Annotated in this window: 9 protein-coding genes; 5 read left to right on the forward strand and 4 right to left on the reverse strand. The window is 61.4% G+C overall.

The annotated features are described in order from the left end of the window. The first annotated feature begins 169 nt into the window (after window positions 1-169). The 4 genes from D8U71_RS17805 to D8U71_RS17825 all read left to right on the forward strand — a co-directional run bounded on the left by D8U71_RS17805 (window position 170) and on the right by D8U71_RS17825 (window position 9,670). Entirely contained in the window at window positions 170-2,473 is a 2,304-nt protein-coding gene (locus D8U71_RS17805) for a YgiQ family radical SAM protein (RefSeq protein WP_016771932.1), read from the forward strand. Window positions 2,474-2,929: 456 nt separating this feature from the next. Next, the gene (locus D8U71_RS17815; RefSeq protein WP_130888322.1) at window positions 2,930-6,205 is read left to right on the forward strand and encodes a transglutaminase family protein; all 3,276 of its coding nucleotides are present in this window, start codon (window positions 2,930-2,932) and stop codon (window positions 6,203-6,205) included. Window positions 6,206-6,293: 88 nt separating this feature from the next. Further along, the gene (locus tag D8U71_RS17820) at window positions 6,294-8,780 is read left to right on the forward strand and encodes a circularly permuted type 2 ATP-grasp protein (RefSeq protein WP_130888323.1); all 2,487 of its coding nucleotides are present in this window, start codon (window positions 6,294-6,296) and stop codon (window positions 8,778-8,780) included. After that, complete coding sequence (locus tag D8U71_RS17825) at window positions 8,780-9,670, forward strand: transglutaminase family protein (RefSeq protein WP_016771928.1); 891 nt, start codon at window positions 8,780-8,782, stop codon at window positions 9,668-9,670. Before D8U71_RS17820 ends, D8U71_RS17825 begins: the two co-directional genes overlap by 1 nt. A 208-nt stretch (window positions 9,671-9,878) precedes the next feature. On the opposite strand, the gene D8U71_RS17830 is transcribed toward D8U71_RS17825, so the two are convergent. Next, window positions 9,879-10,067, reverse strand: a complete 189-nt coding sequence (locus D8U71_RS17830) for a hypothetical protein (RefSeq protein WP_016771927.1) — start codon at window positions 10,065-10,067, stop codon at window positions 9,879-9,881. A gap of 68 nt (window positions 10,068-10,135) precedes the next feature. After that, complete coding sequence (locus D8U71_RS17835; RefSeq protein ID WP_016771926.1) at window positions 10,136-10,723, reverse strand: TIGR00730 family Rossman fold protein; 588 nt, start codon at window positions 10,721-10,723, stop codon at window positions 10,136-10,138. Between the two features lie 342 nt (window positions 10,724-11,065). Between D8U71_RS17835 and azu the strand changes: the two genes are divergently transcribed. After that, on the forward strand, window positions 11,066-11,509 hold the full coding sequence (gene azu / locus D8U71_RS17840) for an azurin (protein WP_016771925.1): 444 nt from the start codon (window positions 11,066-11,068) through the stop codon (window positions 11,507-11,509). A 116-nt stretch (window positions 11,510-11,625) separates the two neighbouring features. Here the strand turns inward: azu and nadE are convergent, their stop codons facing one another. Together nadE and pncB are read right to left on the reverse strand one after the other, a co-directional pair. Next, window positions 11,626-12,453 (reverse strand): ammonia-dependent NAD(+) synthetase, encoded by an 828-nt coding sequence (nadE, locus tag D8U71_RS17845; RefSeq protein WP_016771924.1) that lies wholly within the window; start codon window positions 12,451-12,453, stop codon window positions 11,626-11,628. Between the two features lie 4 nt (window positions 12,454-12,457). Then, window positions 12,458-13,681: a nicotinate phosphoribosyltransferase gene (pncB, locus tag D8U71_RS17850; protein ID WP_024011382.1), complete on the reverse strand. Its 1,224-nt coding sequence runs from the start codon at window positions 13,679-13,681 to the stop codon at window positions 12,458-12,460. Between the last annotated feature and the right edge of the window lie 69 nt (window positions 13,682-13,750).

A 13,750-nucleotide genomic window follows, 5' to 3' on the forward strand; every position in this document is an offset into this window, starting at 1 on the left:
GGCTTCCTTGCCGTTTCGTGCGTCGTGCGTTCAACAAAAACGCGTAATGTGTGGCGGGTTGGCGGCGCGAGAGCAGCGCACAGAGAAACCGACCACCGTCGTCGGAATTGGTCAAAATTTGTGCTATATTCCGCGCCCGCGATTTTTCACTTCAACACCGGTCGTCGACATGCAAGCAGCCAAGCCGTTATTTGACTATCCAAAATATTGGGCCGAATGTTTCGGGCCAGCGCCATTCCTGCCGATGAGCAGGGAGGAGATGGATCAGCTCGGCTGGGATTCGTGCGACATCATCATTGTTACCGGTGATGCCTACGTCGATCATCCGTCGTTCGGCATGGCGATCATCGGCCGGCTGCTGGAGTCGCAAGGCTTCCGCGTCGGGATCATCGCGCAGCCGAACTGGCAGTCCAAAGACGACTTCATGAAGCTCGGCGAGCCGAACCTGTTCTTCGGCGTCGCGGCGGGCAACATGGACTCGATGATCAACCGCTACACCGCGGACAAGAAAATCCGTTCCGATGACGCGTACACCCCCGGCGGCATGGCCGGCAAGCGTCCGGATCGCGCCAGCCTGGTTTACAGCCAGCGCTGCAAGGAAGCCTACAAGCACGTGCCGATCGTGCTCGGCGGCATCGAAGCCTCGCTGCGCCGCATCGCCCACTACGACTATTGGCAGGATCGCGTGCGCAACTCGATCCTGATCGACGCCAGCGCCGACATTCTGCTGTACGGCAACGCCGAGCGCGCGATTGTCGAAGTTGCCCAGCGCCTGTCGTGGGGCCACAAGATCGAAGACATCACCGATGTGCGCGGCACCGCGTTCATCCGTCGCGATACGCCACAGGGCTGGTACGAAGTCGACTCCACGCGCATCGACCGTCCGGGCAAGGTCGACAAAATCATCAACCCGTACGTGAATACCCAGGACACCCAGGCCTGCGCCATCGAGCAGGAAAAAGGCCCGGTCGAAGATCCGCAGGAAGCCAAGGTCGTGCAGATTCTGGCCAGCCCGCGCATGACCCGCGACAAGACCGTGATCCGCCTGCCGTCGATGGAGAAGGTGCGAAACGACCCGGTTTTGTACGCCCACGCCAACCGCGTGTTGCACCTGGAAACCAACCCGGGCAACGCCCGTGCGCTGGTGCAGAAGCATGGCGAGCTCGATGTCTGGTTCAACCCGCCGCCGATTCCGATGACCACTGAAGAAATGGACTACGTGTTCGGCATGCCTTACGCCCGTGTGCCGCACCCGGCGTACGGCAAGGAGAAGATCCCGGCGTACGACATGATCCGTTTCTCGGTGAACATCATGCGTGGCTGCTTTGGTGGCTGCACCTTCTGCTCGATCACCGAGCACGAAGGCCGCATCATCCAGAACCGTTCCGAAGAGTCGATCATTCGCGAAATCGAAGAGATCCGCGACAAGGTGCCGGGTTTCACCGGGGTCATTTCCGACCTCGGCGGCCCGACTGCGAACATGTACCGCATCGCCTGCAAGAGCCCGGAAATCGAATCCGCCTGCCGCAAGCCGTCGTGCGTGTTCCCCGGTATCTGCCCGAACCTCAACACCGACCACTCTTCGCTGATTCAGCTGTATCGCAGCGCCCGTGCCCTGCCGGGTGTGAAGAAGATTCTGATCGCCTCCGGTTTGCGTTACGACCTCGCCGTCGAGTCGCCGGAGTACGTCAAGGAGCTGGTGACCCACCACGTTGGCGGTTACCTGAAGATCGCCCCGGAACACACCGAGGAAGGTCCGCTCAACCAGATGATGAAACCGGGCATCGGCAGCTATGACAAGTTCAAGCGCATGTTCGAGAAGTACACCAAGGAAGCGGGCAAGGAGCAGTACCTGATTCCGTACTTCATCGCCGCCCACCCGGGCACCACCGACGAAGACATGATGAACCTCGCCCTGTGGCTCAAGGGCAATGGCTTCCGCGCCGACCAGGTGCAGGCGTTCTATCCGTCGCCGATGGCCACCGCTACGGCGATGTACCACTCGGGCAAGAACCCGCTGCGCAAGGTGACGTACAAGAGCGACGGCGTGACCATCGTCAAGAGCGAAGATCAGCGTCGTCTGCACAAAGCATTCTTGCGTTATCACGACCCGAAAGGCTGGCCGATGCTGCGTGAAGCGCTGATCCGCATGGGCCGCGCCGATCTGATCGGCCCGGGCAAGGATCAACTGATACCGGCGCATCAGCCAGCCACCGACAGCTACCAGAGCGCCCGTCGCAAGAACTCGACGCCGGCCGGCAGCCACAAGGTCGCCAAAGAGAAGACCACCAAGATTCTCACCCAGCACACCGGTCTGCCGCCGCGTGCCAGTGATGGCGGTAATCCGTGGGACAAGCGTGAACAGGCCAAGGCTGCGGCATTCGCCCGCAACCAGCAGGCGGCCAAGGAGCGCAAGGATGCGGCCAAAGGCAAAGGGCCGAAGCCGACACGCAAGCCGGTCGTGCCGCGCTAAACACTGCTTGAGCTGAACAGAACGCCAACCTTCGGGTTGGCGTTTTGCTGATCGTTCCCACGCTCCGCGTGGGAATGCTTCTCGGGACGCTCCGCGTTCCAGCCGTTACTCGCAGTATTGTCGAACATGGTTGTGACGCGGAGCGTCACCGGCTGCATTCCCACGCAGAACGTGGGAACGATCAAGTTGTTGCCGCTGGCCTCTTCGCGAGCAGGCTCGCTCCCACAGGGGAACGCATTGCACATGTGGGAGCGAGCCTGCTCGCGAAAGCGTCCGATCAAACACCGCAAGAATCAGCGTTCGCAACATTTGCGTGCAACTGAGCCAAACCATTTCCTCGCATCGCCCGGTTTTGGTGCTGTACTGCCTTGAGCATTTCGCGAAAGCGCGCAAGCCCGTGCATGGCATAAGTCTTGCGCGCTTTCCCATACGCCCAAGGCTCGCAGGAGGCACGCCGTGTCGATTCATGTCGCATTGCATCACGTCACGCATTATCGCTACGACCGCGCTGTCGAACTCGGCCCGCAGATCGTCCGCCTGCGCCCGGCGCCCCACAGCCGCACGCGAATTCTTTCCTATGCGCTGAAAGTCTCGCCCGAGCAGCATTTCATCAACTGGCAGCAAGACCCCCAAGGCAATTACCTGGCACGTCTGGTGTTCCCGGAAAAAACCGCAGAGCTGCGCATCGAAGTCGATCTGGTCGCGGAAATGGCGGTGTTCAATCCGTTCGATTTCTTCCTCGAACCGTACGCCGAGCGAATCCCGTTCAGCTACGCCGCCGACGAGCGCAAGGAGTTGGCGCCATACCTCGAAACCCTGCCGCTGACGCCAACGTTCAAGGCTTACCTGGACAGCATCGACCGCACGCCACTGCCGGCGGTGGATTTTCTGGTGGCGCTCAATCAGCGCCTCAGCGAAGACATCGGCTACCTGATCCGCATGGAGCCCGGCGTGCAGACTCCGGAGCACACACTGCAACACGCCTCCGGTTCCTGCCGTGATTCGGCATGGTTGCTGGTGCAGCTGTTGCGTAATCTCGGTCTGGCGGCGCGGTTTGTTTCCGGCTACCTGATTCAACTGACCGCCGACGTGAAAAGCCTCGACGGCCCGTCGGGCACCGAAGTCGACTTCACCGACCTGCACGCCTGGTGCGAGGTGTATCTGCCGGGGGCCGGCTGGATTGGCCTTGATGCGACGTCCGGGTTGTTCGCCGGGGAAGGGCATATACCGTTGGCGTGCAGTCCCGATCCGTCCTCGGCGGCGCCGATCAGTGGTCTGGTCGAACCTTGCGAGACACAGTTCAGCCACGAAATGTCGGTCGAGCGAATCTGGGAAGCGCCACGTGTCACCAAGCCCTACACCGATGAACAGTGGCGGGCGATCCAGGCGCTGGGGCGGCAGATCGATGCCGATCTGCTCGAAGGCGATGTGCGCCTGACCATGGGCGGCGAACCGACCTTCGTCTCCATTGACGACCCGGACGGCGCCGAATGGAACACTGCCGCGCTGGGGCCGGACAAGCGTCGGCTGTCCGCCGAACTGTTTCAACGCATGCGCAAGCAATATGCACCGCAGGGGCTGGTGCATTTCGGTCAGGGCAAGTGGTATCCCGGCGAGCAATTGCCGCGCTGGTCGCTCAATTGTTACTGGCGCCGCGACGGTCAGCCGATCTGGCACAACGACGCATTGATCGCCGACGAACAGCAGGACTACGGCGCCGACGGCGAACTGGCCGGACGCTTTCTTGCCAGCGTCGCCGAGCGCCTGAAGTTGCCTGCACGCTTCGTCTTCCCGGCCTACGAGGATCATCTCTATTACCTCTGGCGCGAGGGCGCGTTGCCCGGCAACGTCAGCGCCGAAGATTCGCGGCTGGAAGAACCGCTGGAGCGCGCGCGATTGCGCAAGGTCTTCAGTCAGGGCCTGAACAAGGTGATCGGCCAGGTGCTGCCGCTGGCGCGCACGGCAAAGGGCGATCAATGGCAGAGCGGGCGATGGTATCTGCGCGATGAGCACTGTCGCTTGGTGCCGGGGGATTCGCCGCTGGGTTATCGCTTGCCGCTGGCGTCGCAGCCGTGGGTGAAAGCGGCGGAATATCCGTTCATCCATCCCAACGATCCGAATCAGGACTTCGCTGAACTACCGGATGCCGCGCAGCTCGGTGTGCACGGCGAACCTGCTGCGCTGGATGAGCGGGTGCCGAAAATCGACGAGTCCGCTGACTGGCTGACCCGTACCGCATTCTGCGCCGAGGCCCGCGAAGGCCGGCTGTATCTGTTCATGCCGCCGCTGGAGCGGGTCGAGGATTATCTGGAACTGGTCTCGGCCATTGAGGCCACCGCTGAAGAACTGCATTGCCCGGTGCTGCTGGAAGGCTATGAACCACCAAGTGATCCGCGCCTGAGCAATTTCCGTGTCACTCCGGACCCGGGCGTGATCGAGGTCAACGTGCAGCCATCGGCGACCTGGGACGAGTTGGTCGAGCGCACTGAGTTTCTCTATGAACAGGCACGACAGACCCGGCTGACCACCGAGAAGTTCATGATCGACGGGCGCCACACCGGCACCGGCGGCGGCAACCATTTCGTCCTTGGCGGCGCGACACCGGCGGACTCACCGTTTCTGCGGCGGCCGGATCTGCTGCGCAGTCTGATCAGTTACTGGCACAACCATCCTTCGCTGTCGTACCTGTTTTCCGGCCTCTTCATCGGCCCGACGTCCCAGGCGCCACGCGTCGACGAGGCGCGTAATGACGCCTTGTACGAACTGGAAATCGCTTTCGCGCAGATGCCGGAACCGGGCGAGGAATGTGCACCGTGGCTGGTCGATCGACTGTTGCGCAATCTGCTGATCGACGTCACCGGCAATACCCATCGCGCCGAATTCTGCATCGACAAACTGTATTCACCGGACGGCGCCACCGGGCGTCTCGGCTTGCTGGAACTGCGCGCTTTTGAAATGCCGCCCCATGCGCGCATGAGTCTGGCTCAGCAGTTGCTGCTGCGGGCGCTGGTCGCGCGCTTTTGGCGCGAGCCTTATGCGCCGGCGAAACTGGCACGCTGGGGCACCGAGCTGCACGATCGCTTTTTGCTGCCGCACTTTATCGAGCAGGATTTCGCCGACGTCATCGTCGAGCTCAACAACGCCGGCTATCCGTTGCGTGCGGAGTGGTTCGCGGCGCATCTCGAGTTTCGTTTTCCCAAGGTCGGTGACTACGCCGTCAATGGCATCGAGCTGGAGCTGCGTCAGGCGCTCGAACCCTGGCACGTGCTGGGCGAGGAGGGCTCGGCGGGCGGCACGGTGCGCTACGTCGATTCATCGCTGGAGCGCTTGCAGGTCAAACTCAACGGCTTGCCGCCACAGCGCTATCTGCTGACTTGCAATGGCGTCGCGGTGCCGTTGCACCCGACCGGGCGGGTGGGTGAGTTTGTCGCCGGGGTGCGCTTTCGGGCGTGGCAACCAGCCAACTGTCTGCATCCGACCATACCGGTGCACGCGCCGTTGGTGTTCGACCTGCTCGATACCTGGATGGGGCGTTCGCTGGGTGGTTGCCAGTACCACGTCGCCCATCCCGGCGGGCGCAATTACGAGACCTTGCCGGTCAATGCCAATGAAGCGGAGAGCCGGCGCATGGCGCGGTTTTTCCGCCTCGGACACACGCCGGGGAAACTTCCCGTACCCAAGGTAGAAATCAATGACGAGCTACCGATGACCATCGACCTGCGCCGTTACTAGAGCCTACGCAACACGCGGATTTTTCGTATATCCGCGTGTCATGTGCCTGCGTTAGTCTGACCGTTCCCTGCTGTCTGCCGAGCTTTCCATGCCTGACCTGTTAGACCGCTACCCGCTGACTGCGGGCACCTATCACGAACTGCTCGACGGCAGCGGCGCAGTGCGTGCGCATTGGCAGCGCCTGTTCGATCAGTTGCAGCGCAGCAGCCCGGCGCAACTGGTGCAGCGTCAGGCCTTGCTGGCGCGGCAGATTCAGGAAAACGGCGTCACCTATAACGTCTATGCCGATCCCAAGGGCGCTGACCGGCCGTGGGAGCTGGATCTGCTGCCCCATGTGATCGCGGCTGATGAATGGCAGCAATTGTCCGCTGGCATCGCTCAGCGTGCGCGCTTGCTCAATGCAGTGCTGGCGGATCTGTACGGTCCGCAGCGGTTGATCAGCGAAGGCCTGCTGCCCGCCGAGCTGGTGTTCGGGCACAACAATTTTCTCTGGCCCTGTCAGGGCATTGCCCCGCCCGAGTCAGCCTTTCTGCATTTGTATGCCGTGGATCTGGCGCGCACGCCGGATGGTCGCTGGTGGGTCACTGCCGATCGCACCCAGGCGCCGTCCGGGGCCGGCTATGCGCTGGAAAACCGCACCATCGTCTCCCGCGCCTTTCCCGATTTGTACCGTGATCTGAAGGTTCAGCATCTGGCCGGTTTCTTCCGCACCTTGCAGGAAACCCTGGCCCGTCAGGCACCGCAGGGCGATGACGCACCGCTGGTGGTGCTGCTGACGCCGGGGCGGTTCAATGAAAGTTATTTCGAGCACCTGTATCTGGCGCGCCAGCTCGGTTATCCGCTGGTCGAGGGCGGCGATCTGACTGTGCGTAATGCCACGGTGTACCTGAAAACCCTCAGCGGCCTGCGCCGGGTGCACGCGATCATGCGCCGCCTCGACGATGATTTCTGCGACCCGCTGGAACTGCGGACCGACTCGGCGCTCGGGGTCCCCGGTCTGCTGGAGGCGGTGCGTCAGGGGCGGGTGCTGGTGGCCAATGCGCTAGGCAGCGGGGTGCTGGAATCGCCGGGGCTGCTGGGGTTTTTGCCGAAGATCAACCAGTTCCTGTTTGACGAAGAACTGATCCTGCCGTCGATCGCCACCTGGTGGTGCGGTGAAGCGCCAGTGCTGGCGCAGGCGTTGGAAAAACTTCCGGAGCTGCTGATCAAACCGGCGTTCCCGTCGCAGAGCTTCGCGCCTGTTTTCGGCCGTGACTTGAATGAAAGCCAGCGCCTCGAGCTGGCGCAGCGTATGCAGGCAAGGCCTTATGCCTACGTCGCGCAAGAGCTTGCGCAACTGTCGCAGGCGCCGGTCTGGCAAGCCGAGGACGGTCATCTGCAACCCCGCGCGATCGGCATGCGCATGTATGCGGTGGCCAGCCACGACGGCTACCGCGTGTTGCCGGGTGGTCTGACCCGAGTGGCGGCCGACGCCGATGCCGAGGTGGTGTCGATGCAGCGCGGCGGGGCGAGCAAGGACACCTGGGTGCTCAGCGACCGTGCGCCGAGTGGCGAGCAGTGGAAGGCGCAGCGCAATGTCGGCGTGCACGATCTGGTCCGCCGCGATCCATATCTGCCGTCGCGGGTGGTGGAAAATCTGTTCTGGTTCGGCCGCTACTGCGAGCGCTGTGACGACAGCGCGCGGCTGCTGCGCATCATGCTCACGCGTTACGTCGATGGCGATGATCCGCAGGCGCTGCAAGCAGCGGTCGATCTCGGCGAGCGGCTGGCGCTGTTGCCGGATGAGGGCGAACTGCCGGAGCGCCTGCTCGCTGCGTTGCTGGGCGAGGATTGGTCGTTCAGCCTGCGTTCCAATTTGCAACGCCTGCAATGGGCCGCCTCGCAAGTGCGCGGCAAGCTGTCCCGGGAAAACTGGCAGGCGCTGGTCGAATTGCAGCGCGAGGCGCTGGAGCTGGAAGTCGATGAACCGGACTTCGGCGAACTGCTGGACTTCCTCAACCGTCTGGTGATGTCGCTGGCAGCGCTGTCGGGGTTTGCCCTGGATGACATGACCCGCGACGAAGGCTGGCGCTTTCTGATGATCGGCCGGCGCATCGAACGCCTGCAATTTCTCAGCAGCAGTCTGGCGGCGTTTCTGCGCGGTGCGGGTGCGTTCGATCAGGCGGGGCTGGAGTGGTTGCTGGAGTTGGGTAACAGCAGCATTACCTATCGCTCGCGCTATCTGGCGGTGGCGCAACTGATTCCGGTGCTGGATTTGCTGCTGCTGGATGAGCAGAACCCCCACGCGGTGCTGTTTCAGCTGAAACTGGTGACCCGCACGCTGAAACGCCTGAACGACGATTTCGCCGCGCCTCGGGAAACCGCGCTGCCGCAACTGGTCGAGCGCCTGTCGCGGTTTGATCTCGGTTGTCTGGAAAATCCTTTGTTCAGCAAATCCAGCGTACGTGCCGCGCTGGATGGTCTGGCCGATCTGTTGCAGGAAATCGCCGAAGCCAGCGGCCAGGTATCGGATCGTCTGGCCCTGCGCCATTTCGCCCATGTCGATGATGTTAGTCAGCGTACGGTGTCCGTGTGATGAGCGCTCAATATCAGATCTTTCACGACACCTGTTATCACTACGACAGCCCGGTCTCCCTCGCGCAGCAACTGGCGCACTTGTGGCCGCGCGAATGCAGCTGGCAGCGCTGCACCGAGCAGCAGTTGCTGATCAGCCCCGAGCCGACCATGCGCCGTGATGAACTGGACGTATTCGGCAATCCGTTGACGCGTCTGGCGTTTGAGCGGCCCCATGATGAATTGCAGGTCAACGCCCGGCTGACGGTGGAGGTGCTGGCGCGACCGGCGCTGGATTTCAACCAGTCGCCCGCGTGGGAGCAGACCCGCGATGCGCTGACCTACAGCAGTCAGCCGTTGTCCGCCGACTTGCTCGAAGCCTGTCGCTACCGGTTTCAGTCGCCTTATGTGCATTTGAAGCGCAGCTTCGTCGAGTTCTCGCAAAGCTGTTTTCCGCCAGGGCGACCGTTGCTGCTCGGGGTGCAGGCGCTGATGCAGAAGATCTTCAGCGAATTCACCTTCGATGCCGAAGCCACCCAGGTGGCGACGCCGCTGGTGGAAGTGCTGGAGCGTCGACGCGGCGTCTGTCAGGACTTCGCTCATCTGATGCTGGCCTGTGTGCGCTCGCGCGGTCTGGCGGCGCGTTATGTCAGCGGCTACCTGCTGACCCAGCCGCCGCCGGGGCAGCCACGCCTGATCGGCGCCGACGCCTCGCATGCGTGGGTATCGGTGTTCTGTCCGGTATCGGGCTGGGTGGATTTCGATCCGACCAATAATGTGCAGCCGGCGCTGGAACACATCACGCTGGCGTGGGGAAGGGATTTCTCCGATGTGTCGCCGTTGCGGGGGGTGATTCTCGGTGGCGGTAATCACGACCCGGAAGTGCGGGTTACGGTGATGCCTCAGAATTGATGGGTTTTCAGATGTGGGAGCGAGCCTGCTCGCGATAGCGTCAGGTCAGCCAATGGATTTGTAACAGATACACCGCTTTCGCGAGCAGGCTCGCTCCCACAGTGATTTTGGTGTGTCAGGGAAAGCAGGGCTGTGAGGGCCGGCAGCAGAACTGCCAGCCCCGTCACAAATCCGCAGGGTCTGATTCGATCATCAAACCCGGTGGGGCTCAGGCGTCGGGCGTCTGATCTTTCGGTGCATCGGATGCATCAACATCATCATCGGTCGCCACTTCACCGTCAGGGTTCAGTGCCGCTTCTTCAGCGGTTTGCTTCTTGCGCTGAAGCTTTTCCTCTTTCTTCTGTTCCTTTGCCAGGTCTCGTTGACGTTTGGCGAAGGAGTAATTGGGTTTGGCCATGGGCGATCCTCTGGGGTCGAAGGTGAGGTTGAGCGGCGCGTATTCTGCCCTGTATCGGTGTCCGGGGGTTAACCGGGTTTTTGGTCGACCCACTTGGGCGTGACGGTCGGCTGCCACTGATCGAGGGCGTCGAGCAGGGAATCTGGCGATTCGCTCACTTGCAGCATGTCACGGTGTGGCGCGCGAACGAAGCCTTCGCCGACGATATGATCGAGAAAAGCCGTGAGTTTGCTGTAGAAACCGTTCACTTCCAGCAGCCCCAAAGGCTTGCCGTGATAGCCGAGCTGGCCCCAGGTCCAGACTTCGAACAGCTCTTCCAGCGTGCCGAGGCCGCCGGGCAGGGCGATGAACGCATCGCTCAGCTCAGCCATCCGCGCCTTGCGCGCATGCATGCCGTCGACCACTTCCAGGCGCGTCAGGCTCTTGTGGCCGATCTCCTTGTCCATCAGGCTTTGCGGAATGATGCCGATCACTTCGCCGCCAGCCGCCAGCGCGGCATCAGCGACAATGCCCATCAAACCGACGGCACCACCGCCGTAGACCAGCGTCAGATTACGCTCGGCCAATGCCCGGCCGAGGGTCACGGCAGCTTCGGTGTAGGCCGGCACGGTACCGGCGTTGGCACCGCAAAACACACAAACGGATTTCAGCGACATGCGTTACTCCTGAGTCGATCAGTCGCACAGGGTAACGGCTGGCACGCTGCGCTCCAAGGTCTAGACTTCGCGTTCGGGTGATTCAAAAGTACCGCTGGCGCCACAGGCGTAGGCGGCGAGCAAGCTGCACAACAGGCCGTTAAAGAACATGACTGGCACTCCGTTTCAGTAGGTGGGCCGATCATAGGTCTGGGCCAACGAAATGGCCGTTAGATTGTGTCGATGAGTGTCATAGCCTGAAAGTTGTATACAATTTTTGACTCAAGTCATATGAACTTGCGATGATTTCAGGCAGTCTTTCCACCACTAGTGTTTTTGTTAACCCTGCCTTGGAGATTCACCATGTTTTCCAAAGTTGTTGCGGTATCCCTGCTGGCGCTGGCCAGCAGCCAATTGATGGCTGCCGAGTGCAAAACCACCGTTGATTCCACCGATCAGATGTCCTTTAACACCAAGGAAATCGTGATCGACAAGAGCTGCAAGACCTTCACCGTCGAACTGACCCACTCCGGCAGCCTGCCGAAGAACGTCATGGGTCATAACCTGGTGATCAGCAAAGAAGCTGACATGCAGCCAATCGCTACCGACGGCCTGGCAGCCGGTATCGACAAGAACTACCTGAAAGATGGCGACGCACGAATCATCGCCCACACCAAGATCATCGGCGCCAAGGAAACCGATTCGGTGACCTTTGACGTTGCCAAGGTGGCTGACGGTGGCTACGGCTTCTTCTGCTCGTTCCCTGGCCACATCTCGATGATGAAAGGCACCATCGTCGTCAAGTAATCAGGGCCAATGTGGGAGCGAGCCTGCTCGCGAAGAGGCCATCCGCTTCACTGATGGCCAAAGAAAAAGCCCGCTGAGGATCACTCCTCCGCGGGCTTTTTCATGCCTTTGAAAAATCAAGGCGCAAACGGCATGACCCGCTTGTGATGAGTCTTGTTGTACGTATCGACAATGATCTTCGCCGCCTCGTCCCGCACCGTTTCCCCGTGCAGAAACGCATCGATCTCGGCATAGGTCACGCCATGCGCTGCTTCGTCCGGTTTGCCCGGCGAAAGATCTTCCAGGTCTGCCGTCGGCACTTTCTCGACCAGCGTTTCCGGCGCGCCAAAGCTGCGGGCAATCGCACGCACCTGATTTTTCACCAGACCGCTGAGCGGGGCGAGGTCGCAGGCGCCATCGCCGAATTTGGTGAAGAAACCCATCACTGCTTCCGCCGCGTGGTCGGTGCCAATCACCAGACCGCCCGCCACCCCGGCAATCGTGTACTGCGCCACCATGCGCATCCGTGCCTTGGTATTGCCCAGCACGAAATCCACTGACGCCGCCGGTTTGCCTTCGAACGCCGACACCTGAGCCGCCAGCGCCTTGACCGCCGGGCCGATGTTCACGGTGTGGATTTCGTCAGGGGCGATGCAGTCGAGCGAGGCCTTGGCGTCGTGCTCGTCAAACTGGGTTTCGTAGGGCAGGCGCACGGCGATGAATTTGTAGCGGTCGTCGCCGGTTTTTTCGCGCAGTTCACGTACCGCGCGCTGGGCCAGGAGGCCGGCGGTCAGTGAATCGACGCCGCCGCTGATGCCCAGCACCAGGGTCTTGAGCCCGGAATTGACCAGACAATCCTGAATGAACGTCAGGCGCCGGGCGACTTCGGCCTGCAGGGCCTGATCGTCGGCGAACGGTGGTTGCACCTTGAGCTGCTCAGCAATCTCACGCTGTACGGCTTGCATGAATTCACTCCTTGCTAGATAGACTGGATTCGGCAGGAACCTGAAACACATGTCGCAAATAGGCGACGAAATTCGGATCTTTGCAGTGGGTCTTGCCAGGCTCGTCGGAGATCTTCGCCACCGGCTGGCCGTTGCAGGCGGTCATTTTAAGCACGATGCTCATCGGTTCGACACCCGGGATATCGCAGGTGAGGTTGGTACCGATGCCGAAGCTCACATTGATGCGACCGTGCAGCGCGCGGAAAATCTCCAACGATTTCGGCAGGGTCAGACTGTCGGAGAACACCAGGGTCTTGCTCATCGGGTCGATGCCGAGCTTGTGGTAGTGCGCGATGCACTTTTCGCCCCACGCCACCGGGTCCCCGGAATCGTGGCGCAGACCGTCGAAGAGCTTGGCGAAGAACAGATCGAAATCGCCAAGAAACGCATCGGTAGTGATGCAGTCGGTGAGGGCGATGCCGAGCAGACCGCGATACTCGCGCACCCAGCAATCGAGCGCGGCGATCTGGCTGTCGATCAGGCGCGGGCCAAGTTGCTGATGGGCCATGATCCACTCGTGAGCCATGGTGCCCAGCGGTTTCATGTCCAGCTCGCGGGACAGATGTACGTTGCTGGTACCGACGAAACGCCCGGGGAAGTCATGCTTGAGGACGTTGACCACTTCGGCCTGGACGCCAAAGGAAAAGCGCCGGCGCGTGCCGAAATCGGCAACCTGCAATTGCGACAGCTCATCGGCCGAGGCATTGGCGGTCAGCCAGTCGAACTTGCGATACAGCTGTTCGCGTGCCTGCTCCAGCGAAGTCTCCCGGTAGCGATAGCGATTGCGCACTTCGCTGACGATCGCCAGCAGCGGCACTTCGTAGAGGATCACATGCAGCCATGGCCCGCGCAGACGGATGAACAGTTCTCCGTTCTCGATGCCGGTGTGCAGGTAGCGCAGGTTGAAGCGGAACAGGCCGAGGAAGCGCAGAAAATCCGGTTTCAGAAAGCTGATGCGCTCGAGAAAACTCAACTGATCGGCACTCAGGCTCAGCTCGGCCAGACGCTCGATCTGATGACGAATCTCGGCCAGATACGGGCGCAGATCCTCGGCGTTGCGGCAACGGAACTCCCATTCGACTTCGACGTTGGGGTAGTTGTGCAGCACCGCCTGCATCATCGTCAGCTTGTAGAAGTCGGTGTCGAGCAGGTTCTGCACGATGCGATCGGCAAACACACTCTCGCTCATAAACGGGTCTCCAGTTGCGCCGCGCCTGGCGCGGTCTATATCGATGGCGCTAGTGGCGCATATCGGCGG

The sequence above is a fragment of the Pseudomonas sp. Sample_21 genome (genome assembly GCF_004307525.1).
GTDB classification, from domain to species: Bacteria; Pseudomonadota; Gammaproteobacteria; order Pseudomonadales; family Pseudomonadaceae; genus Aquipseudomonas; species Aquipseudomonas atacamensis.